The following is a 20,176-nucleotide window of genomic DNA, read 5'->3' as shown; positions in this document are numbered from 1 at the left end:
ACCTCCATCCTCGCGCCCCGGGCGGCTCTCCCCAAGGGCGATCCCCGGCCGTCGGGGGGTGTGATCGAGGACCCCGGAATGTTTGGTAATGTTTTCCACGTCGGAACGGCCCGCGAGGGACGCGAGACAGACACCTTGTCCGGGTGGCGGAATGGCAGACGCGCTAGCTTGAGGTGCTAGTGCCCTTTATCGGGCGTGGGGGTTCAAGTCCCCCCTCGGACACCAGTGAGAGAACCCCACTTCGTGTGGGGTTCTCTGCGTTTCCCGGACTTTCGGGTGCCCGGCCGTGCCGGATCGACGGCTTGGGCGCGTACGACGAAGGACCCCGCCGGTTGGCGGGGTCCTTGGTCGTATCGGCCCGGGGGTCAGTCGCGGGAGGCGGCGATCTCGGCCACGCGGCCGCGGACCAGGAACCAGCCGCCGACCAGGGCGGCCGCGATGGCCGGGAGGAACATGACGGTGGTGCGGCCGACGCCGCCGTCGCTCCACATCAGGACCAGGACCGTGACGAGGAAGACCAGGGTCACGATCTGCGTGTACGGGGCCCAGGGCAGGCGGTACGACGGGCGCTCGACCAGCCCGTTCTTCGCGCGGTGCCAGAAGAACAGCGAGCAGATCATGACCATCGCCCAGGTGCCGAGGATGCCGATGGAGGCGAGGTTGAGGACGATCTCGAAGGCCTCGCCCGGCATCCAGGCGTTCAGGCCGACGCCCGCGACGCCGAAGGCGGCGGTGAACAGGACGCCGCCGTAGGGGACCCTGCCCTTGTTCATGAGGCCGGTGAACTTCGGCGCGGAGCCGGAGACCGCCATCGAGCGCAGGATGCGGCCCGTGGAGTAGAGGCCGGAGTTCAGGCTGGAGAGGGCCGCGGTGAGCACGACCAGGTTCATGACTCCGGCGGCGCCGGGGACGCCCAGCTTGTCGAAGACGGTGACGAAGGGGCTCTGGTCCGAGCTGTACTCGGTGTAGGGCAGCAGGAGGGCGAGGAGGACGACCGAGCCGACGTAGAAGAGGCCCACGCGCCACATGATCGAGTTGATCGCCTTCGGCATGATCTTCTCGGGATTCTCGGTCTCGCCGGCGGCGACGCCGCAGAGTTCGACGGAGGCGTACGCGAAGACCACGCCCTGGATCACCAGGAGCATCGGGAGCACTCCCGAGGGGAAGATCCCGCCGTTGTCGGTGATGGAGGAGAGGCCCGGGGTGTGGCCGCCGATCTCGTGGCTGGTGGCGACGAGCCAGATGCCCACGATCAGGAAGATCACCAGGGCGGCGACCTTGACCAGGGAGAACCAGAACTCCATCTCGCCGAAGTACTTCACCGAGATCAGGTTGGCGGTGAGGACGACGGCGAGGGCGATGAACGCGAGCACCCACTGGGGGACGTCGGTGAACATCGACCAGAAGTGGGCGTAGGTCGCGGCGGCCGTGATGTCGGCCACCGTGGTGGTCGACCAGTTCAGGAAGTACAGCCAGCCGGCCGTGTAGGCGCCCTTCTCCCCCATGAACTCGCGGGCGTAGGAGACGAAGGCACCGGAGGAGGGGCGGTACAGGACGAGCTCGCCGAGCGCACGGACGACGAAGAAGGCGAAGACTCCGCAGACCGCGTAGGCGATCGCGAGGGAGGGTCCCGCACCGGCGAGGCGGCCGCCGGCGCCGAGGAACAGTCCGGTGCCTATCGCTCCGCCGATCGCGATCATGTTGATGTGGCGGGACTTGAGGTCCTTGCTGTAGCCCTCGTCACCGGCGTCGACATGGCGGGAAGACGCCGGGGCGGGAGCCTCGGTCAAGGTGCGGTCACTCAGGTCACTCATGTATGACTTCGCCTTCGTGGGGGTCGGACGGCAGGTCCGTTCCACGGCGCAGGGGAGCTGGGTGGTGTCCCCTGTGTCGCGGTCCGGTGAATTTGTCGCCCCAGGAGACCATGAGGGTCCGCCAGCCGCCAAAATCGGCCCCTCGTACGCCGAAGCCCCCGACGACCTTGGAAAGGTGCGTCGGGGGCTTCGTAGGGGCTCGAAAGCGAGGTCAGTCGGCGGTGCCGGCCCCTGCCGCCTGGTCGAGGCGGAAGGCCTCGTTGCCCAGGCCGATGCGGGCGTGCACCTCGGGACGGCTGCGGCGCAGCAGCGCTCCGTAGAGCAGGCCGGCCACGGCGGCGGCGCCGATGATGGCGGGCAGGACCCAGCTGAGCGCGGAGCCCTTCCCCGCGCCGACGAGGACGCCGAAGTCCTTGACGGTGTAGACGGCGATGGCGAGCAGCGCGAGGCCCGCCGCGCCGGCCGCGACGAGGCGCCAGACCTGGGCGCCGGCGGTGCCGCGGCGGACGAAGAAGGCGATGACGGCGAAGGAGGCGGCGGCCATGAGGAGGGTCACGCCGAGGGCGCCGACGCTGCCCATCCAGGTGAACAGGTGCAGGACGGGGGCGGTGGGGTCGCCGGCGGGCAGGTCGTCGGTGACGGCGAAGGCGATCACGACGAGTGCGGCGATGCCGGTCTGCAGGAGGGAGCCGGTGCCGGGGGCGCCGGTGCCGGCGTTGGTCCGTCCGAAGGCGGCGGGCAGCAGTCCCTCTCGGCCCATGGCGAAGGCGTAGCGGGCGACCACGTTGTGGAAGCTGAGCATGGCCGCGAACATGCCGGTCACGAAGAGGACGTGCAGGACGTCGGTGAAGGTGGCGCCGAGGCGGCTTTCGGTGAGCTGGAAGAGCAGGCCGGGGCCGGCTTCGGCGGAGGTCTTCACGACCTCGGCGGGGCCGGTGGCGACGGTGAGGGCCCAGGCGCTGAGGGCGAAGAAGAGGGCGACGAAGCCGACGGCGAGGAACATCACCCGGGAGACGACGATGTGCGGCTCGCTGGTCTCCTCGGCGTAGACCGGGGACTGCTCGAAGCCGACGAAGGCGGCGATGCAGAAGCAGAGCGCGGTGCCGAGGCCGGCTCCGCTGAGGGTCTCGGGGTTGAAGGCGTGCAGCGAGAGGCCTTCGGCGCCGGGTTCGGCGAGAGCGGCGAGGTCGAAGGCGACGACGAGGGCGCACTCGATGAGGAGGAGGACCCCGAGGACCTTGGCGTTGAGGTCGATCTTGAGCCAGCCGAGCGCGCCGGTGAGGGCGACGGCCAGCAGGGCCGGTATCCACCAGGAGACCTCGATCTCCAGGTAGGTGGCGAAGAGGCCGGAGATCTCGAAGCCGAGGATGCCGTAGACCCCGCACTGCATGGCGCTGTACGCGACGAGGGCGACGAAGGAGGCACCGGCGCCGGCGGTGGGGCCGAGGCCGCGGGCTATGTACGCGTAGAAGGCGCCGGCGTTGTGGACGTGCCGGCTCATCTCGGCGTAGCCGATGCCGAAGAGCGCGAGGACGGCGCCGAGGATGACGAAGAGCAGCGGCTGGCCGACGATGCCCATGACCCCGAAGGTCGTGGGCATGACACCAGCGACGACCATCAGGGGCGCGCTGGCTGCGAGTACGGACAGGAGCAGGCCGGCGGTGCCGAGGCGGTCGGCGCGCAGCGCGCGGTCCTGGCCCTTGTACGTACGGATCTCTGCCGGGTCCTGGAGCGTGGTGGATCTGCCCGTCGGCATGGCGGCGTCCTTTCGGGGGCGCGGTTCTCTCGGGGGCGGTTCTTCGTGGCGCGGTTCTGCGGGAGTGCGGTTCTCTCGGGGCGCTGTTCTTCGGGGGGCCGGCGTTTCGGTGTCAGGCGGTGCCGAGCGCGACGCTGCGCGCGGCGAGGAAGGCCTTCTGCGGGTCCCGGTCCGGATAGGACCAGGGCGCGCGGGTGGCGTGGCTGCCGATCCGGTGGAAGAGGGCGGCGGCCTCGGCGGGCCGTCCCTCGCAGAGTTTGGCGTGGGCGAGGAAGTTGAGGTCGACGCGGTTGCGGGGGTGGTCGTCGCGCTCCCACTCCAGCCACCAGTCGAAGGCGGAGCGCAGGACCTGGCGGGCGCGGCGGCCGGCCCAGTGGGCGGCGGCCGTCTCGGAGGTGTGGCCGTGGGTGGCGGCGAGGACCCGGTAGCGCTCGGCGTGCGCGACGACGGGGAGCACGGCGAGCGGGGAGTCGGCCGGGGACTCCTCGGCGGCCCAGGCCGCGAAGTCGTAGACCTCGTGGAGCGGGTCCTGGCCGGAGGCGAGGGCGCGCTCGGCCAGCCGGGCGACCATCAGGTGGTGGGCGTGGTGGTGCTCGCGGTGGCGGGCCCGGACCTGGTCGAAGTGGCGGCTGAACTCCTCCTCGCTGCCGAAGACGCGGGAGAGGAGGAGCAGTCCGAGCCAGGGGGTGGGGTCGGCGGGGTGCAGAGCGGCGGCCCGGCGGCAGGCCTCCTCGGCGGCGGCGGGGGTGCCCTTGTGGCGCAGGGCGGTGAAGACGGTGGCGCAGGCGAGGAGGGTGGCGGCGTCGGCGCTCTCCGGCTCGGCGAGCAGCCATTCGCGGGCCCAGGCGGTGGCGGCCGGGGTCTGGGCGAGGACGACGACGCGGTGGGCCCGGCGGTCCCAGTCGTCGCCGGTCCCGACGAGGAGGGCGCGGGCCCTGGCCCAGCGGCCCTGGGTGAACTGGGAGCGGACGTCGACGAGTTCGGCGTCGCAGAGGGCCGGGTCGAAGAGCTGGGCTTCCCGCTTGCGGGCGCGGCCGAGGGGCGGCGGAGGCGGGGACATCCGCGGGTTTCCCTCCAGGACGCGGGCGGACGAAGGTCGGCGGCGGCCGGAAACGCGCGCAGGGCGCACGCGAGCGGTTCGGCCTGGTGCTCGGGGGATCGTGCCGGTGAGCGCACCGGTGATCACGCACAGCAAAGCGGTACGCACGCCTCCGAGTCAAGGTCCAGTCCACTGCCTGGCGGGTTTCAACTGCACCGATGGTGATGCGAGTTGGGCTGGTTGTGCGGGTTCGGGAGGTCGCGGCGGCGGCCTCGTAGGGTGGCCCCATGACCACTCGTGACGATCTGCCTCCCTACCTGCTGGGGTTCCCCGGCCCGCTGCGCGACCAGTTGGTCGCGGCCGTGCTGAGCGGGGCCAAGACCAGCACCACCGGCCTGCTCGCGGAGTACGAGGCCGAGGGCGAGCCGCTGCCGGAGCCGGGCGCCCGTTCCCTGCTCGTCGATTCCGGGGAGCAGGGGGTGGCGGTGGTGGAGGTGACGGCCGTGGAGGTGCTGCGGCTCGGGGACGTCGGGCTGGCGCACGCGCTCGACGAGGGCAAGGGCTTCTCGTCCGTGGCCGAATGGCGTACGGCACACGAGGACTTCTGGCACAGCGAGCCGGTGCGCGCGGCCGTCGGCGACCCCGGGTTCACGGTCGACGACGACACCCTCGTGATCGCGGAGCGGTTCCGGGTCATCGAGCGGCTGGCCTGACGGAACGTTGCGGCCGGGTCGGGCCGCGCGGCGGGAGCCGCCGGGCGGACCCGGCCCGGCGGACCCGGCCGAGGGGACCGGCCCGCGGGGGCGGCCGGCGGGACGACGTGCCCGGCCGACGGGACGACGGGGGCGGCCGGCGGGACGACGGGCCCGGCGGGCGGGACGACGGGGCCGTCAGCCGGTCGCGAGGGCCGCGGCGCGGCCCGCCGCGCGCCCCGAGAAGATGCACCCGCCGAGGAACGTCCCCTCCAGGGCCCGGTAGCCGTGGACCCCGCCCCCGCCGAACCCGGCCGCCTCGCCCGCCGCGTAGACGCCCGGCAGCGGCTCGCCCGCCCCGGTCAGGACGCGCGAGGAGAGGTCGGTCTCCAGGCCGCCCAGGGACTTGCGGGTCAGGATCGAGAGCCGTACCGCGATCAGCGGCCCGGCGGCGGGGTCCAGGATCCGGTGCGGGGCGGCCGTGCGGATCAGCTTGTCGCCGAGGTACCTGCGGGCGCCGTGGATGGCCGTGATCTGGAGGTCCTTGGTGAAGGGGTTGGCGATCCCGCGGTCGCGGGCCACGATCTCGCCCCGGACGGCGGCCTCGTCGAGGAGGTCCTCCTTGGTCACCGCGTTCATCCCGCGGACCAGGGCGGACAGGTCGCGCTCGACGACGAAGTCGGCGCCGTTGTCCATGAACGCCTTGACCGGTCCGGGTACGGCCTGGCGGGCGCGGGTGATCACGTCGCGGATCGACTTGCCGGTGAGGTCGGGGTTCTGCTCGGAGCCGGAGAGCGCGAACTCCTTGCCGATGATCCGCTGGTTGAGCACGAACCAGGTGTGGTCGTGCCCGGTCTTCATGATGTGGTCGAGGGTGCCGAGGGTGTCGAAGCCGGGGAACAGCGGCACGGGCAGCCGCTTGCCCGTGGCGTCCAGCCACAGCGGGGACGGGCCGGGCAGGATGCGGATGCCGTGCCTGGCCCAGATCGGGTTCCAGTTCTCGATGCCCTCGGTGTAGTGCCACATCCGGTCCTTGTTGATGTGGCTGGCGCCGGCCGCCTCCGCGATGCCCAGCATCAGGCCGTCCACGTGCGCCGGGACCCCGGAGAGCATCCGCCGCGGCGGGGTGCCGAGCCGGGCGGGCCACTGCGCGCGCACCAGGTCGTGGTTGCCGCCGATGCCGCCGCTGGTGACGATCACGGCCTGGGCCCGCAGGGAGAAGGCCCCGGTGACCTCGCGGCTGCTCGCGGTGCCCCGTTCGGCCCCGGACGGGGCCAGGATCTCGCCCGTGACGGTGTCCACCGCGCCGGCGGTGGCGGAGAGCCCGGTGACCCGGTGGCGGAACGCGAACCGGACCAGGCCGCGGGCCACGCCGGCCCGGACGCGCCGCTCGAAGGGCGCCACCAGGCCGGGACCGGTGCCCCAGGTGATGTGGAAGCGGGGGACGGAGTTCCCGTGGCCGTTGGCGTCGTAGCCGCCGCGCTCGGCCCAGCCGACCACGGGGAAGAAGCGGACGCCCTGGGCGTGCAGCCAGGAGCGCTTCTCACCGGCCGCGAAGTCGACGTAGGCCTCGGCCCAGCGGCGCGGCCACGCGTCCTCCTCGCGGTCGAAGCCGGCGGTGCCCAGCCAGTCCTGGAGCGCGAGCGCGTGACTGTCCTTGATCCGCATCCGGCGCTGCTCGGGCGAGTCCACGAAGAACAGGCCGCCGAAGGACCAGTGCGCCTGACCGCCGATGGACTGCTCCGGCTCCTGGTCGAGCAGGATGACCTTGCGGCCCGCGTCGACGAGCTCGGCGGTGGCCACGAGGCCCGCGAGCCCGGCTCCGATCACGATCACGTCTGCGTCGTACGTCATGCGGCTACCCGTCCTCCGTCGGTGGTGGGGCAGATCCTTGGCTACGGAGCGGTAACCAGTCAACAGGGGTGGTTGGATGAACCATGTGAGTGCCGCTGATGAAGTACTGGACGTGGTGGACCGGGAGGACCGGGTCACCGGACAGGCCCCGCGGGGCGAGGTGTACGCCCGCGGGCTGATCCACCGCTGCGTGTTCGTGCAGGCGAGGGACGCGCAGGGGCGGATCTTCGTCCACCGCCGCACGGCGTCGAAGCTCGTCTTCCCCTCGCACTACGACATGTTCGTGGGCGGGGTGCTGGGCGCCGGCGAGACCTACGCGCAGGCCGCGCTGCGGGAGGCCGGGGAGGAGCTGGGCGTCCGGGGGCTGCCGCAGCCGAAGCCGCTGTTCAAGTTCCTGTACGAGGGCCCGGGCGGTGCCTGGTGGTCGTACGTGCACGAGGTGCGGTGCGACCTGCCGGTGGCCCCCCAGGTGTCGGAGGTCGACTGGCACACCCACCTCACGCAGGAGGAGCTGGGCCGGCGGGTCGAGGACGGGGACTGGGCCTGGGTGCCGGACGGGCTGGAGGCCTACCGGCGGCTGCGCGGGTTCCGGGAGGCGGGCCAGTAGATTGGCCGGGTGATCGACTTCGTCAAGGACGTGCGCCTCTGGTTCGCACCCGCGCGGCTGAGGGACGAGGGCGAGACCCCCGACTACCGCTTCTCGCTGGCCAACGAGCGGACCTTCCTGGCCTGGATCCGGACCGCGCTGGCCCTGGTGGGCGGCGGTTTCGCCGTCGACCAGTTCCTGCCTGACCTGCGCTGGGGGGTGCGGGTCGGGATGTCCGTCGCGCTGCTCGCGGTGGGCGCGGCCTGTGCGCTGCGGGCGGTGAACCACTGGGTGCGGTGCGAGCGGGCGATGCGGCGGGGCGAGGACCTGCCGCTGTCGCGGTTCCCCGTGGTGCTGAGCCTGGGGGTGGGGCTGGTCGCGGTGGCGATGGTGATGGTCGTGCTGCTGGGCTGGACGCGGGGCCGGTGACCACTTACGGGGAGACGCGCGACGCCGGGCTCCAGCCGGAACGGACCCGGCTGGCGTGGCGGCGTACGACGCTGGCCTGCTCGGTGGTCGCGGTGCTGGGGATACGGCAGGCCCTGCACGGGTCCGGTACGCCGGTGACGGCCGCGGGAGCCGCTGTGACCGCCCTGCTCTGGCTGGCGTTCCTGGGGGTGGCGCACCGCCGGATCCGGGCGCTGGCGACGGACCGGCCCCGGGCGCTCTCGCCGCGGGCGGCGCTGGCGGCGGCGGGGTGCACGGTGGCGCTGGCGCTGTTCGCGCTGGCGGTGATCCTCTGAACCCCGGCCCCGGCCGCGGCCGCGGCTCACGTCCCCGCCTCCCGGCCGCTCCGGTCCGATGATCGCGGTTTTGCGCGTCGCCCGGACAGAACGGGCGATACCCGGCGATCCGCACTAATCTCGGCCGCATGACGACCCTGCACCACGAACACCCCACGCACCAGCACACGCACGGCGCGGACTGCGGGCACCAGGCGGTTCGGCACGGCGACCACGTCGACTACGCGCACGACGGCCATCTGCACCGGGAGCACTCGGGGCACTGGGACGAGTGCGAGCCCACCGGGCACACCGCCCACGAGGGCCACGACCACGCGCACGGCTCGGACTGCGGGCACGAGGCGGTCCAGCACGGCGACCACGTCGACTACGTGCACGACGGGCACCGGCACGCCGCGCACGACGGGCACTACGACGACCACTGACCGGCGCCCCTGACCGGCGCCCCTGACCGGCGCCCCTGACCGGCGCCCCGAGCGGCGCCGCAGACCCGCTCTCCCCCGGCGCGACGACGGCTGGCAGGATGCTGACCGCCCGTCAAAGCGACCCGGGGAGAGCCCAGATGCCCGTCGAAGAGCCGTACCTCGTCCAGCCCGCGCCGGGGGTGTACGCCTACGTCCAGCCGGACGGCGGCTGGTGCCTGAACAACGCCGGCTTCGTGAGCGACGGCGGCCGGACCCTGCTCGTGGACACCGCCGCCACCGAGCGGCGGGCCCTGGCGCTGCGCGACGCGGTCCTGGCGGCCGGGGTGCCGCTCCCCCGCACCGTGGTGAACACCCACCACCACGGAGACCACACCTACGGCAACGGCGTCTTCACCCCCGAGGCGCTGATCCTCGGGCACGACAGCGCGCGCGCCGAGCAGCTCGCCGCCGGGCACCAGCTGGAGCTGATCTGGCCCGCCACCGACTTCGGCGCGATCGACATCACCGCGCCCGATCTCACGTACAGCGACCGGGCGACCGTGCACGTGGGCGGCACGGAGGTGCAGGTCATCCACCCGGGCGTCGCGCACACCACCGGGGACTCGGTCGTGTGGCTGCCCCGGCAGCGGGTGGTCTTCACCGGGGACCTGGTCTTCGCCGAGGGGACCCCGTTCCTGGCGATGGGCTCCCTCGCCGGCTCCCTGCGGGCGCTGGAGCTGCTGCGCTCACTGGACGCGGAGACGGTCGTACCGGGCCACGGGCCGCTGACCGACGCCTCGGCCTACGAGGCCACCGAGCGCTACCTGCGGTACGTGGCCGAGCTCGCCCGGGAGGGGCGGGCGAAGGGGCTGTCCCCGCTGGAGGTGGCCCAGCAGGCCGATCTGGGGGAGTTCGGCGCGTGGCGGGAGAGCGAGCGGCTGGTGGCGAACGTGCACCGGGCGTACGCGGAACTGGCCGGAGAGCCGGAGGGCGTGCCGCTGGACATACTGGCGGTCCTGAGGGACATGACGGTGATGAACGGCGGAACGCCGATCCTGTGTCACGCGTGAGGTGACATCGCCGGGTGAAAGGTCTTCTTTCGCCCCGCGCTCTGGACGGCATACCGACTGGTCGGCATGATGGCATTCCGCTGTTCTCACTCCGCACGGAGGTGCGCACTCATGACCTCAGCCCCGGCCGACCCGCGCGGCCTGGATCTGGAGCGGCTGCGCGGTCATCTCGACCGCGTGCGGCCGGGCCTCGTCGCCGGGCCCCTGCGTGGCCGGCTGATCGAAGGCGGCCGGTCGAACCTCACGTACGAGGTCACCGACGGGACCGCCCGCTGGGTGGTGCGCCGGCCGCCGCTGGGCCACGTACTGGCCACCGCGCACGACATGCGGCGCGAGCACCGGGTCATCGAGGCGCTGCACGGCACGGCCGTGCCGGTGCCCGAGCCGGTGCTGCTGTGCGAGGACGAGGCCGTGCTCGGGGCGCCGTTCTACGTCATGGAGTACGTGGACGGGGTGCCCTACCGGACGGCCGGCGAGCTCGCCGCGCTCGGCCCGGAGCGCACCCGGCGGGCGGTGCTGGGCCTGGTGGACACCCTGGTCGACCTGCACGCGGTGGATCCGGAGGCGGTGGGCCTGGGCGACTTCGGCCGGCCCGAGGGGTTCCTCGACCGGCAGCTGCGCCGCTGGGGCAAGCAGCTCGCGGCCTCCCGGGGGCGCGAGCTCGCCGGGATCGACGAGCTGCACGGCACGCTCGGCCGCACCCTGCCCGTCTCCCCCGCCCCGACGGTCGTGCACGGGGACTTCCGGCTCGACAACGTCCTGATCGGCGGCCCGGACGACACGATCCGGGCGGTGCTGGACTGGGAGATGTCCACGCTCGGGGATCCGCTGACCGACCTCGGGCTGCTCGTGATGTACAGCTCGGACCTGGGCCTGACCGCCTCTCCGGTCAGTACGACGAGCGGCGCGCCCGGCCATCCGGCGCCCGCCGAGCTGGTCGAGCGGTACGCCGCCCGCTCCGGCCGGGACACCGGGGGCATCGCCTGGTACACGGCCTTCGCCTGGTTCAAGCTCGCGGTGATCCTCGAGGGCATCCACTACCGCTACACGCTCGGGCAGACCGTCGGTGCGGGCTTCGACCAGATCGGCGAACTGGTGCCGGTCTTCATCGAGCACGGACTGACCACCCTGCAGGAACTCCAGGAAGGCTGAGGCACGCACCCATGGATTTCGCATTCGACGCCCGGACCGAGGAACTCCGCGAACGGCTGCTCGCGTTCATGGAGGAGTACGTCTACCCGGCGGAGCCCGTCGCCGCCGAGCAGCGCGCACGGCTGGCCTCGCCCTGGGACACCCCGGCCGTCTTCGGTGAACTGAAGGCCGAGGCGCGCCGCCAGGGCCTGTGGAACCTCTTCCTGCCGGACGCGGAACACGGCGCCGGGCTGACCAACCTCCAGTACGCGCCGCTCGCCGAGATCACCGGCCGCAGTCCGCACCTGGCGCCGACGGCGACGAACTGCGCCGCCCCGGACACCGGGAACATGGAGCTGCTCGCGCAGTTCGGCGACGAGGCGCAGAAGAAGCAGTGGCTGGAGCCGCTGCTGGCCGGGGAGATCCGGTCCGCCTTCGCGATGACCGAGCCCGAGGTGGCCTCCTCGGACGCGACGAACGTCGAGACGCGGATCGAGCGCGACGGCGACGCGTATGTGGTCACCGGGCGCAAGTGGTTCATCTCCGGGGCCATGAACCCGGACTGCAAGATCTTCATCGTGATGGGCAAGACCGACCCGGGGGGCGCCGATCCGCGCCGTCAGCAGTCGATGATCCTGGTCCCGCGCGACACCCCAGGGGTCGAGGTGCGGCGCGCCATGACGGTATACGGGTACGAGGACCACGACCACGGCGGCCACGCCGAGGTGGTCTTCGACGGGGCGCGGGTCCCGGGGGCGAACCTGATCGGAGAGGAGGGCAGCGGCTTCGCCATCGCCCAGGCCCGGCTCGGCCCGGGCCGCATCCACCACTGCATGCGGCTGATCGGCATGGCGGAGCGGGCGATCGAGCTGATGTGCCGGCGCGCGGTGGACCGTACCGCCTTCGGCAAGCCGCTGGCCGCCCAGGGCGTCGTACAGAACTGGATCGCCGACGCCCGGGTCACGGTGGAGCAGTTGCGGCTGCTGGTGCTGAAGACGGCCTGGCTGATGGACACGGTCGGGAACCGGGGCGCGCACACCGAGATCCAGGCGATCAAGATCGCGACGCCGCGGGCGGTCGTACGGATCCTGGACGACGCGGTGCAGCTGCACGGCGCGGGCGGGGTGAGCCAGGACTTTCCGCTGGCCGAACTGTGGGCTGCGGCGCGGACGCTGCGGCTGGCCGACGGGCCGGACGAGGTCCACCAGCGGTCGCTGGCGCGGCGGGAGCTGAAGCAGTACATGTAGAGACCCCGGCGGGCCGTCCTTCCGCCTGACCCCCGGCCGGCCGGGCCGGGGGTCAGGCGGTGACGCGGCCCGCCGCCGCTTCGATGACCTCGTCCAGGACCTCGCGGGAGCGGAGGAGGCCGCCGATCAGCCGGTCGATCCGCTCCCGCTCGGCGGACAGTTCGGCCACCAGCTGCGGGGTGGCACGTACGGACGGGCCGCCGTCCTCGTCCCGCATGCACGGCAGGATCCGCGCGATCTTCGCGCTGTTCAGGCCGGCCGCGTAGAGCTCCTGGATGCGGATGACCCGGTCCACGGCCCGCTCGGAGAAGTCCCGGTGGCCGCCGGGCGTCCGGTCGGACACGAGCAGGCCCTGGGTCTCGTAGTAGCGCAGCGAACGCTCGCCGACGCCGGTGCGCGCCGACAGTTCCCCGATCCGCATGGCCCACCCCAGGTCTTGAATCTGACATCAATGTCAGGTTTTACGGTACCGGCATGACGCAGACGCAGCAGGCTCCCACCGCATCCCGCCTCTTCGAACCGGCCCGCCTCGGCGGCCTGGAGCTGCCCAGCCGCCTGGTGATGGCCCCGCTGACGCGCAACCGCGCCGGGGCCGACGGGGTCCCCGGGGAGCTCATGGCCACGTACTACGCCCAGCGCGCCTCGGCCGGTCTGATCATCGCCGAGGGCACCACCCCGAACGCCGTCGGCCAGACCTATCCGCACATCCCCGGCATCCACGGACCGGCGCAGATCGCCGGATGGCGCCGGGTCACCGAGGCCGTGCGCGCGGCCGGCGGGCGGATGTTCCTCCAGCTCCAGCACGGCGGCCGGGTCGGCCACCCCGACACCAGCGGGCACGTCCCGCTCGCCCCGTCCGCGGTGCGGTTCCCCGAACCGCTGCACACGCCCGGCGGGCTGCGGGAGGCCGTCGCGCCCCGGGAGATGACGGCCGAGGACATCCGGTCGACCATCGCCGACTTCGCGGACGCCGCCCGCAACGCCGTCGAGGCGGGCTTCGCCGGCGTGGAGGTGCACTCCGCCAACGGCCACCTGCTCCACCAGTTCCTCGCGCGGAACACCAACCTGCGCACCGACGAGTGGGGCGGGTCCGTGGAGGGGCGGATCCGGTTCACCGTCGAGGTGGTGCGGGCCGTCGCCGAGGCGATCGGCCCCGAGCGGGTCGGCGTACGGATCTCGCCCGGAGTGAACGTCAACGGCGTCGACGAGGGCGACACCGAGGAGATCTACCCGGCGCTGGTCAAGGCCCTGGCGGACGTCGGACCGGCCTATCTGCACCAGGTCCACGCCGCCCCGGACCAGGCCGCCTTCACCGGGATCCGCCGGGATTGGCCCGGCACGCTGATCGCCAATCCCGCGCTCACCCACGAGGAGGTCGCCGCCGACGGCGGCCGGCTGCGCGGCGAGCTGCTGCTGGCCGCGGGCGCCGACCTGGTCGCCCTGGGCCGGGGCTTCCTCGCCAACCCCGACTTCGTGGAGCGGCTGCGCACGGGCGCGCCGCTCAACGAGCTCCGCCCCGAGTCCCTGATGTACGTACAGGGGGCGGAGGGTTACACCGACTACCCCGCGCTGGAGCGGTGACCCGTCAGGGGCGCAGCGCGCGCAGCAGCAGGTCGGCGAGGTGATCGGCGACCTGCTGCGGGGTGAGCGGGCCGTCCGCCCGGTACCAGGTGGACAGGTGGTGCACGGAGCCGAAGTGGTAGTCGACGACCAGGTCGGCGGGGGTGGCGTCGGAGAACACCCCCGTGCGCTGGCCCTCCTCGACCAGCGCGCGGAAGCGCTCGTGGTAGCGCCGGCGCTCCGCCCGCACCTGCTTGAACTTCTCCGGGCTGAGCTGGTGCATCGACCGGAAGAAGATCATCGCGTCGTCGAGGTTCTCGATGGTCGTGACGACCACGTCGGCCGCGGCCGCCCGCAGCCGCTCCTCGACGGGCGCGTCGGAGTCGGCCACCGCGTCGAGCCGCTGCTGCTGCAGGCGCAGCATCCGCGCGTACACCTCGTGCAGCAGGTCGTCCTTGGACCCGAAGTAGTGGTAGAGCGCGCCCTTGGTGACCCCGGCCGCCTCGACGATCTCCTGGACGGAGGTGCGGTCGTAGCCGCGCTCGGCGAAGAGCCGGGTGGCGACGGCCAGCAGCCGCTGCGGTACCGGGGCTTCGTGCGTGCCTGCGGGTTCGGTGGTCCTGGCCGCCATGGCGCTGACCTTCCCTTCCTGATTCCTGCCTGGTCACTGCGACCAGCTGTACGACCGTCCGACTGTTTTCAGCCGCGATCGCGCAGTTCCCGTCGCAGGATCTTGCCACTGGTCGTCTTCGGAAGGACAGGCAGGATCTCCACCTGGCGCGGGTATTTGTACGCGGCGATGCGCGCGGCGCAGTAGGCGGACAGTTCCGCCGGCTCGGCCGAGGTCCCGGGACGCAGGCTCACGTAGGCCTTGACGCTCTCCCCGCGGTACGGGTCGGGGACGCCGACCACGGCGGCCTCGCGGACGGCGGGGTGGGTGTAGAGCACGTCCTCGACCTCCCGCGGCCAGACCTTGAAGCCGGAGGCGTTGATCATGTCCTTCTTGCGGTCGACGACGTAGAGCCAGCCGTCGGGGTCCATGAAACCGACGTCCCCGGTGCGCAGTTCACCGCTGGGGAAGACCTGCGCGGATTCCGCGGGCAGCCCCCAGTAGCCGGGCACGACCTGGGGGCCGCGGACGGCTATCTCGCCGGTCTCGCCGAAGGGGACCTCGGCGCCCTGCTCGTCGAGGATGCGGACGACGGTGTCGGCGCCGGGCAGGCCCACGGAGAGGGTGCCGGAGGCCGGGTCGACGGGGGCTTCGAGGTGGACGGGCACGCTGGCGCAGGGGGCGGTGCACTCGGTCAGGCCGTAGCCGTTGCGGAGGTAGAAGCCGAAGGCGGTGCGCAGGCGTTCGACGAGGGCGGGCGGAAGCGGGGCGCCGCCGGAGGAGATCACCTGGAACGAGGCGAAGTGGTCGGGGGTGACGGCGGGGTGGGCGGCGAGGGCCATGAAGGCGGTGGCCGGGCCGACGGTGTAGGCGGGGCGGTGTTCGAGGAAGGCGTCGAGGACGGTTCCCGCCTCGAAGCGGTGGGCGAGGACCAGGGTGCCGGCGTTGGCGAAGCAGGCGGCGAGCTCGCAGACCATGCCGGTGATGTGGAAGAGGGGCGCGAGGGCGAAGTAGACGGCCCCCTCGGGGAGGGGGTGGGAGGTCACCTGCCGTACGGCGTTGTACGTGAGCGCGCCGTGCGGGTTCATGGCGCCCTTGGGGGTGCCGCTGGTGCCGGAGGTGTAGCTGATGAGGGCGGTGTCGGCAGCGGTGAGCCGCGGGTCGTCCGGTGCGGGGCGCCCGCCGCGGGCCACGGTGAGGAGGTCGGCGGTGTGCGCTCCGGGCGGGGACGCGGGTACGGGGGCGGGCCCGTCCGGTGCGGCCGGTCCGCGCTGGCCCGGCAGGCCGGGCAGGGCCGGCGGGCCGGACGCGTCCGGTTCGGGCCGCGGGCCGAAAATGCGCGGGGCGAAGACGCGCGGGTCGAAGACGCGGGGGTCGTTGCGCGTCTGGAAGTCCAGGTCCGAGGCGGTCAGGACGGTCCGTACGGCGGTGTCCCGCACGGCCTCGTCCAGGTACGCGGTCCACGCGCGGCCGTCGCAGACCAGCGCGGCGGCCCCCGCGTCGCGCAGGACGTGCCGGACCTCGCCGGACTTGTACATCGGGTTGAGCGGGACGACGACGGCCCCGGCCTTCCAGGCGGCGAGGACGGCCAGCACGAAGTGCGGGGTGTTCTGCAGCATGACCGCGACCCGGTCCCCGCGGCGCACGCCGCGCGCCGCGAGGTGACCGGCGACGGAGTCGGAGAGCGCGTCGGCCTCGGCGTAGCCGATCCGGCCGTCGAAGTAGGCGAGCGCGGTGCGCTCCGGGGCCCGGGCGGCGGCCTCGCGGAAGGCGTGCAGCACGGTGGGCGGCGGCGCGACGGGCTCCCGCTGGGCCGGTGCGAGCAGCCCGAGCCAGGGCCGGGCGGCGTAGGAGGAGGTCACCGGGTCTCCCATTTCTGCTGGACGTGGTTCATGCCGCTCAGCCAGCGGTCCGGCTCGGTGGCGCGGGCTGCGTAGAAGTCGGCGACCTCGGGGTGCGGGAGGATCAAGAACCGGCCCTTCTCCATGCCGTCGAACAGTGCGTCCGCGACCGCATCCGGCTCGATCGCGGTCGGCGCCAGGACGAGTTCGCCCGCCGAGCCCGCGGCGGTCAGCATGTCGGTGCGCACCCCTTGCGGGCAGATCGCGTGGACCTGGACACCGCGGTGGCGGTAGGTCAGCGAGAGCCATTCGGCGAAGGCGAGCGCGCCGTGCTTGGTGACACTGTACGGGGCCGCTCCGATCATGGTCAGCAGTCCCGCGGCGGAGACGGTGGACACGAAGCGGCCGGTGCCCCGCTCCAGCCAGTCCGGCAGCAGCAGTCTGGCGGCGCGTACGTGGGCCATGACGTTGGTGTCCCAGGCCGCTTCCCAGACGGCCTCGTCGGCGAAGGCGTCGCCGCCCGAGGCGAGCCCGGCGTTGGCGCAGTAGACGTCGACCGTCCCGCCGAGGGCCTCGCGGGCCTCGGCCACGATCGCCGAGGCGTCGCCCGGCACGGCGATCGCCCGGGCTCCGATCGCGCCCGCCACCGCGGCGGCCTTGGCCGGGTCGAGGTCGTTGACCACCACCGTGGCGCCCTCGGCCGCGAAGCGGTGGGCGAGGGCGGCGCCGATGCCGCCGCCCGCGCCGGTGACGACGACTCGCTGGTCCTGGTACGCGTTCACGGGGATCACCTTTCGTGCGGCCGGAGGCCGGATGTCCAATGCCGGATGGCGACAGACTAACCAGTCGGTATGTGCGGGTGGAAGGGGCCGGACTCGTAGCGTGGCCGGATGACGCTGTCGCGACGCGGGGTGCTGGGACTGGCGGGGGCCTTGGGATCCGTGGGAACGGCGGGCGCCGTGGGAGCCGTGGGAACGGCGGGCGCCGTGGGAGCCGTGGGGACGGCGGGCGCCGCCGGGGCGGCACCGGCGGGCCCGGTCCGCGCGCCCCGGGCGGCGGACCGGGTGCGTACCGGCTTCGAACGGCTCGCCGCGGACGGGTACGCCCTCCTGGCCGGGCAGAAGGTCGGGGTGGTCACCAACCCCACCGGGATCACCGCCGACGCCCGCCACCTGGTCGACGTACTGCACGCGGACGAACGGGTGGACCTGGTCGCGGTGTTCGGGCCCGAGCACGGGTTCCGCGGGACGGCGCAGGCCGGCGGCTCCGAGGGGGCCTCCCGTGATCCGGCGACCGGGCTGCCGGTGTACGACACGTACGACAAGAGCGGGCAACGGCTCGCGGACGTGTTCACGGCGGCCGGGGTCGACACCGTCGTCTTCGACATCCAGGACGTCGGGGCGCGCTTCTACACCTACATCTGGACCCTCTACGACTGCATGCGCGCGGCCGCGCTCGCCGGCAAGGCGGTGGTGGTGCTGGACCGGCCGAATCCGGTGGGCGGCCGCCGGGCGGCGGGGCCCGTGCTGGAGCGGTCGTACGCGAGCTTCGTGGGCCGGGAGCCGATCGCGCTCGCGCACGGGATGACGGCGGCCGAACTGGCCCTGCTCTTCAACGGCGAGTTCCTGGCCGACCGTCCGGTGCGGCTGCGGACGGTGGCGATGTCCGGATGGCGGCGGCAGTCGTTCTTCGGGGAGACCGGGCTGCCCTGGGTGCCGCCGAGCCCGAACATGCCGACCCCGGACACGGCCCTCGCGTACGCCGGCACCTGCCTGTTCGAGGGGACGAACCTCTCCGAGGGGCGCGGGACGACCACGCCCTTCGAGGTGGTGGGCGCGGAGGGGATCGACCGGCGGTGGGCGGAGGCGGCGAACGCGCTGGATCTGCCCGGGGTGTGGTTCCGGGAGGCGTACTTCACGCCGACCTTCTCCAAGCACGTGGGGAAGGTGTGCGGCGGGGTCCGGCTGATCGTCCACGACCGGGAGGCCTTCGACCCGGTACGGGCGGGGATCGGGCTGCTGGTCACCGCGCGGCGGGCGTGGGGCGGCTTCGGCTGGCGGACGGACCACTGGATCGACCGGCTGACCGGCTCGGACCGGGTGCGGACGATGGTGGACGCGGGGGCCGGGGTGGAGGAGGTCGTGGGCGACTGGGCGGCGGGGCTGGCGCGGTTCGCGGCGACGCGCGGGGAGTACCTCCTCTACGAGTGAGCCGACCGCGCCGGGGGGCTGGCCGGGCGGGCGCGTCAGCAGGATGCTGACAGCACCGGAGGCACGGCGTGGAGGGGGACGTCATGACGGACATCGGCGGCGGGTTCGGCATCGGGTTCGGGACCGGGACCGGGATCACGGCGGCCGGGATCACGGCGGCCGGGACGGCGGCCGGGCTCACGGCGGGGAACCGGCTCGGGGTCACGGCCGGGATCGGCGTCGGGCCGTACGCGGAGCTGACCTTCGACTCCGAAGGGGACGTGGACCGGGCCACGCAGGGCACGGTGGCCCGGATGGAGGCCACGGACGTGCTGGTCTTCGCGCACGGCTGGAACAGCGACCGGTCCACCGCGACCCGGCTCTACGACCGGTTCTTCGCCCCCTTCCCGGGGCTGGTGGGGTCGGGGGTGCGGCTGGGGTACGTGGGCGTCGTATGGCCCTCCATGCGGTTCTCCGACGAGCCGATCCCCGACTTCGACGCACCCGGGGCACTCGGGGAACCCGGCTTCGGCACGGCGCTGGACCCCCTCACCCGGCGGGCGCTCGCGGAGTTCTGGCCGGGACGGCAGGCGGAGCTGGACCGGGTGGCGGAACTGCTGGAGGAGCGGCCGGAGTCGACGGCGGCGTTCATCGAGTTCGGTGCGCTCGTACGGGAGCTGGCGGGGGTGGACGCGGTGCCCACGGCGGCGGCTCCGGCGGTTCCCGCCCTCTTCACGGACGACGTGCTGGAGGTGTGCCGGGCCCTCTCCCTCGCCTTGGTCGCGGCGGGCGCGGCGGCCGGCGGCGGCGAGGGGGCCGCTTCGGCGGCCGGCGGGCCGGGCCTCGGGGTCGACGGGCCGGCCTTCGCGGTCGACGGGCCGGCCTTCGCGGTCGACGGGTCGGCCTTCGCGGTCGGCGGCGCCCTGCGAGGTCTGTGGGGCGGCGCCAAGGAGCTGCTGCGGCAGGCGACGTACTACAGGATGAAGAAGCGGGCGGGTGTGGTCGGCGAGCGCGGTCTCGGTCCGGTGCTGGCACAGCTGGCGGGCGAGCGCCCGGCCGTGCGGTTCCACCTGATCGGACACAGCTTCGGGGCGCGGGTGGTGTCCTTCGCGCTGCGCGCGGTGCCGGACGGCGCCCGGTACGTGAAGTCCGTGACCCTGCTCCAGGGGGCCTTCTCCCACTACGCGTTCGCCGACCGGCTGCCGCACGACAGGAGCAACGGCGGCGCCCTGCGCGGCCTCCAGCGCAGGGTCGACGGGCCGGTGGTGGCCTGCCACTCCCCGCACGACTCGGCCCTCGGCCTCTTCTACCCGCTGGCCTCCCGGATGGCAGGGGATTCGGCCGGAGTGCTCGGCTTCGACGAACGGTGGGGCGCCATCGGGCACGACGGGGTGCAGGCGGTGCCCGGCGCGCCGCGGCTGAGCCTCGCCACCGCCCTGCGCGAGGGGGTGCCGACGGCCGGTTGCGTCAGCGTGGACGCGGGCGCTGTGGTCCGCCGCGGCGGTGCCCCCTCGGGGGCGCACAGCGACATCTGCCACGAGGAACTGGCCCGGGTGGTGGTGGCCGCGGGGCGCATGGGGCGCTGAGTTCCGGCCATGTGCCACCCGCACGCCTCGACCGCCCCCGCATGCGCCCGGCCC

Annotated in this window: 19 protein-coding genes and 1 tRNA gene; 12 read left to right on the top strand and 8 right to left on the bottom strand. The window is 73.3% G+C overall.

Features of this window, described 5'->3' with window-relative positions; genetic code table 11:
* Nucleotides 1-137 precede the first annotated feature (137 nt).
* A tRNA-Leu gene (locus IF88_RS0131895) sits at nt 138-225 on the top strand.
* A gap of 140 nt (nt 226-365) precedes the next feature.
* On the opposite strand, the gene IF88_RS0131890 is transcribed toward IF88_RS0131895, so the two are convergent.
* From IF88_RS0131890 to IF88_RS0131880, 3 genes are all read right to left on the bottom strand, one after another.
* The gene (locus tag IF88_RS0131890) at nt 366-1,805 is read right to left on the bottom strand and encodes an amino acid permease (RefSeq protein WP_030720337.1); all 1,440 of its coding nucleotides are present in this window, start codon (nt 1,803-1,805) and stop codon (nt 366-368) included.
* A 220-nt stretch (nt 1,806-2,025) separates the two neighbouring features.
* Nucleotides 2,026-3,570 carry an APC family permease gene (locus IF88_RS0131885; RefSeq protein ID WP_030720332.1) on the bottom strand — a complete coding sequence of 515 codons (1,545 nt, stop codon included), beginning with the start codon at nt 3,568-3,570 and terminating at the stop codon, nt 2,026-2,028.
* Nucleotides 3,571-3,682: 112 nt separating this feature from the next.
* A complete protein-coding gene (locus IF88_RS0131880; protein ID WP_030720330.1) occupies nt 3,683-4,630 on the bottom strand; it encodes a hypothetical protein in 948 nt (315 codons plus the stop codon).
* 266 nt (nt 4,631-4,896) lie between these two features.
* Here IF88_RS0131880 and IF88_RS0131875 point away from each other — a divergent pair, with 266 nt between their 5' ends.
* Entirely contained in the window at nt 4,897-5,322 is a 426-nt protein-coding gene (locus tag IF88_RS0131875) for an ASCH domain-containing protein (protein ID WP_030720327.1), read from the top strand.
* Nucleotides 5,323-5,499: 177 nt separating this feature from the next.
* Here the strand turns inward: IF88_RS0131875 and IF88_RS0131870 are convergent, their stop codons facing one another.
* Nucleotides 5,500-7,155, bottom strand: coding sequence for an FAD-binding dehydrogenase (locus IF88_RS0131870; protein WP_030720324.1), 1,656 nt, complete (start codon nt 7,153-7,155; stop codon nt 5,500-5,502).
* A gap of 76 nt (nt 7,156-7,231) precedes the next feature.
* Here IF88_RS0131870 and IF88_RS0131865 point away from each other — a divergent pair, with 76 nt between their 5' ends.
* The 7 genes from IF88_RS0131865 (at nt 7,232) to IF88_RS0131835 (ending at nt 12,336) form a co-directional block, all read left to right on the top strand.
* The gene (locus tag IF88_RS0131865) at nt 7,232-7,762 is read left to right on the top strand and encodes an NUDIX hydrolase (protein WP_420711015.1); all 531 of its coding nucleotides are present in this window, start codon (nt 7,232-7,234) and stop codon (nt 7,760-7,762) included.
* A gap of 9 nt (nt 7,763-7,771) precedes the next feature.
* On the top strand, nt 7,772-8,170 hold the full coding sequence (locus IF88_RS0131860) for a YidH family protein (protein WP_030720318.1): 399 nt from the start codon (nt 7,772-7,774) through the stop codon (nt 8,168-8,170).
* Nucleotides 8,167-8,484 (top strand): DUF202 domain-containing protein, encoded by a 318-nt coding sequence (locus tag IF88_RS0131855; RefSeq protein WP_030720316.1) that lies wholly within the window; start codon nt 8,167-8,169, stop codon nt 8,482-8,484. The genes IF88_RS0131860 and IF88_RS0131855 overlap by 4 nt, the downstream gene beginning before the upstream one ends.
* Nucleotides 8,485-8,612: 128 nt before the next feature.
* Nucleotides 8,613-8,909: a hypothetical protein gene (locus IF88_RS0131850; protein ID WP_030720313.1), complete on the top strand. Its 297-nt coding sequence runs from the start codon at nt 8,613-8,615 to the stop codon at nt 8,907-8,909.
* A 137-nt stretch (nt 8,910-9,046) separates the two neighbouring features.
* Nucleotides 9,047-9,958, top strand: a complete 912-nt coding sequence (locus IF88_RS0131845; protein ID WP_030720310.1) for an MBL fold metallo-hydrolase — start codon at nt 9,047-9,049, stop codon at nt 9,956-9,958.
* A gap of 111 nt (nt 9,959-10,069) precedes the next feature.
* Nucleotides 10,070-11,110: a phosphotransferase family protein gene (locus IF88_RS0131840; protein WP_030720307.1), complete on the top strand. Its 1,041-nt coding sequence runs from the start codon at nt 10,070-10,072 to the stop codon at nt 11,108-11,110.
* An 11-nt stretch (nt 11,111-11,121) separates the two neighbouring features.
* The gene (locus tag IF88_RS0131835) at nt 11,122-12,336 is read left to right on the top strand and encodes an acyl-CoA dehydrogenase family protein (protein WP_030720304.1); all 1,215 of its coding nucleotides are present in this window, start codon (nt 11,122-11,124) and stop codon (nt 12,334-12,336) included.
* A gap of 52 nt (nt 12,337-12,388) precedes the next feature.
* Here the strand turns inward: IF88_RS0131835 and IF88_RS0131830 are convergent, their stop codons facing one another.
* Complete coding sequence (locus IF88_RS0131830) at nt 12,389-12,757, bottom strand: MerR family transcriptional regulator (RefSeq protein WP_030720301.1); 369 nt, start codon at nt 12,755-12,757, stop codon at nt 12,389-12,391.
* Nucleotides 12,758-12,810: 53 nt separating this feature from the next.
* Here IF88_RS0131830 and IF88_RS0131825 point away from each other — a divergent pair, with 53 nt between their 5' ends.
* Nucleotides 12,811-13,917, top strand: coding sequence for an alkene reductase (locus tag IF88_RS0131825; RefSeq protein WP_030720298.1), 1,107 nt, complete (start codon nt 12,811-12,813; stop codon nt 13,915-13,917).
* Between the two features lie 4 nt (nt 13,918-13,921).
* Here the strand turns inward: IF88_RS0131825 and IF88_RS0131820 are convergent, their stop codons facing one another.
* The 3 genes from IF88_RS0131820 to IF88_RS0131810 all read right to left on the bottom strand — a co-directional run bounded on the left by IF88_RS0131820 (nt 13,922) and on the right by IF88_RS0131810 (nt 17,138).
* A complete protein-coding gene (locus tag IF88_RS0131820) occupies nt 13,922-14,527 on the bottom strand; it encodes a TetR/AcrR family transcriptional regulator (RefSeq protein WP_030388725.1) in 606 nt (201 codons plus the stop codon).
* Between the two features lie 68 nt (nt 14,528-14,595).
* Nucleotides 14,596-16,380 (bottom strand): AMP-binding protein, encoded by a 1,785-nt coding sequence (locus IF88_RS45855; RefSeq protein WP_030720295.1) that lies wholly within the window; start codon nt 16,378-16,380, stop codon nt 14,596-14,598.
* Nucleotides 16,365-17,138: an SDR family oxidoreductase gene (locus tag IF88_RS0131810; RefSeq protein ID WP_199808167.1), complete on the bottom strand. Its 774-nt coding sequence runs from the start codon at nt 17,136-17,138 to the stop codon at nt 16,365-16,367. The genes IF88_RS45855 and IF88_RS0131810 overlap by 16 nt, the downstream gene beginning before the upstream one ends.
* A 99-nt stretch (nt 17,139-17,237) precedes the next feature.
* Here IF88_RS0131810 and IF88_RS0131805 point away from each other — a divergent pair, with 99 nt between their 5' ends.
* Together IF88_RS0131805 and IF88_RS0131800 are read left to right on the top strand one after the other, a co-directional pair.
* Nucleotides 17,238-18,557 (top strand): exo-beta-N-acetylmuramidase NamZ domain-containing protein, encoded by a 1,320-nt coding sequence (locus IF88_RS0131805; RefSeq protein ID WP_030720288.1) that lies wholly within the window; start codon nt 17,238-17,240, stop codon nt 18,555-18,557.
* 83 nt (nt 18,558-18,640) lie between these two features.
* Complete coding sequence (locus IF88_RS0131800; RefSeq protein ID WP_199808166.1) at nt 18,641-20,122, top strand: serine-threonine protein kinase; 1,482 nt, start codon at nt 18,641-18,643, stop codon at nt 20,120-20,122.
* Nucleotides 20,123-20,176 lie beyond the last annotated feature (54 nt).

Origin of the sequence: Streptomyces sp. NRRL F-2580, from assembly GCF_000720115.1 — a bacterium.
Taxonomy (GTDB): domain Bacteria; phylum Actinomycetota; class Actinomycetes; order Streptomycetales; family Streptomycetaceae; genus Streptomyces.
The sequence above is the reverse complement of the archived record's forward strand: the minus strand, read 5'-3'. Positions and strand labels throughout refer to the sequence as shown.

What these genes read in the sequence shown, in the direction of transcription:
- IF88_RS0131865 (WP_420711015.1), top strand. Translation starts at nt 7,232, where the DNA reads ATGAACCATGTGAGTGCCGCTGATGAAGTACTGGACGTGGTGGACCGG.
- IF88_RS0131805 (WP_030720288.1), top strand. Translation starts at nt 17,238, where the DNA reads ATGACGCTGTCGCGACGCGGGGTGCTGGGACTGGCGGGGGCCTTGGGA.
- IF88_RS0131870 (WP_030720324.1), bottom strand. Translation starts at nt 7,155, where the DNA reads ATGACGTACGACGCAGACGTGATCGTGATCGGAGCCGGGCTCGCGGGC.
- IF88_RS0131820 (WP_030388725.1), bottom strand. Translation starts at nt 14,527, where the DNA reads ATGGCGGCCAGGACCACCGAACCCGCAGGCACGCACGAAGCCCCGGTA.
- IF88_RS45855 (WP_030720295.1), bottom strand. Translation starts at nt 16,380, where the DNA reads ATGGGAGACCCGGTGACCTCCTCCTACGCCGCCCGGCCCTGGCTCGGG.
- IF88_RS0131850 (WP_030720313.1), top strand. Translation starts at nt 8,613, where the DNA reads ATGACGACCCTGCACCACGAACACCCCACGCACCAGCACACGCACGGC.
- IF88_RS0131875 (WP_030720327.1), top strand. Translation starts at nt 4,897, where the DNA reads ATGACCACTCGTGACGATCTGCCTCCCTACCTGCTGGGGTTCCCCGGC.
- IF88_RS0131830 (WP_030720301.1), bottom strand. Translation starts at nt 12,757, where the DNA reads ATGCGGATCGGGGAACTGTCGGCGCGCACCGGCGTCGGCGAGCGTTCG.
- IF88_RS0131885 (WP_030720332.1), bottom strand. Translation starts at nt 3,570, where the DNA reads ATGCCGACGGGCAGATCCACCACGCTCCAGGACCCGGCAGAGATCCGT.
- IF88_RS0131800 (WP_199808166.1), top strand. Translation starts at nt 18,641, where the DNA reads ATGACGGACATCGGCGGCGGGTTCGGCATCGGGTTCGGGACCGGGACC.
- IF88_RS0131840 (WP_030720307.1), top strand. Translation starts at nt 10,070, where the DNA reads ATGACCTCAGCCCCGGCCGACCCGCGCGGCCTGGATCTGGAGCGGCTG.
- IF88_RS0131835 (WP_030720304.1), top strand. Translation starts at nt 11,122, where the DNA reads ATGGATTTCGCATTCGACGCCCGGACCGAGGAACTCCGCGAACGGCTG.
- IF88_RS0131880 (WP_030720330.1), bottom strand. Translation starts at nt 4,630, where the DNA reads ATGTCCCCGCCTCCGCCGCCCCTCGGCCGCGCCCGCAAGCGGGAAGCC.
- IF88_RS0131845 (WP_030720310.1), top strand. Translation starts at nt 9,047, where the DNA reads ATGCCCGTCGAAGAGCCGTACCTCGTCCAGCCCGCGCCGGGGGTGTAC.
- IF88_RS0131825 (WP_030720298.1), top strand. Translation starts at nt 12,811, where the DNA reads ATGACGCAGACGCAGCAGGCTCCCACCGCATCCCGCCTCTTCGAACCG.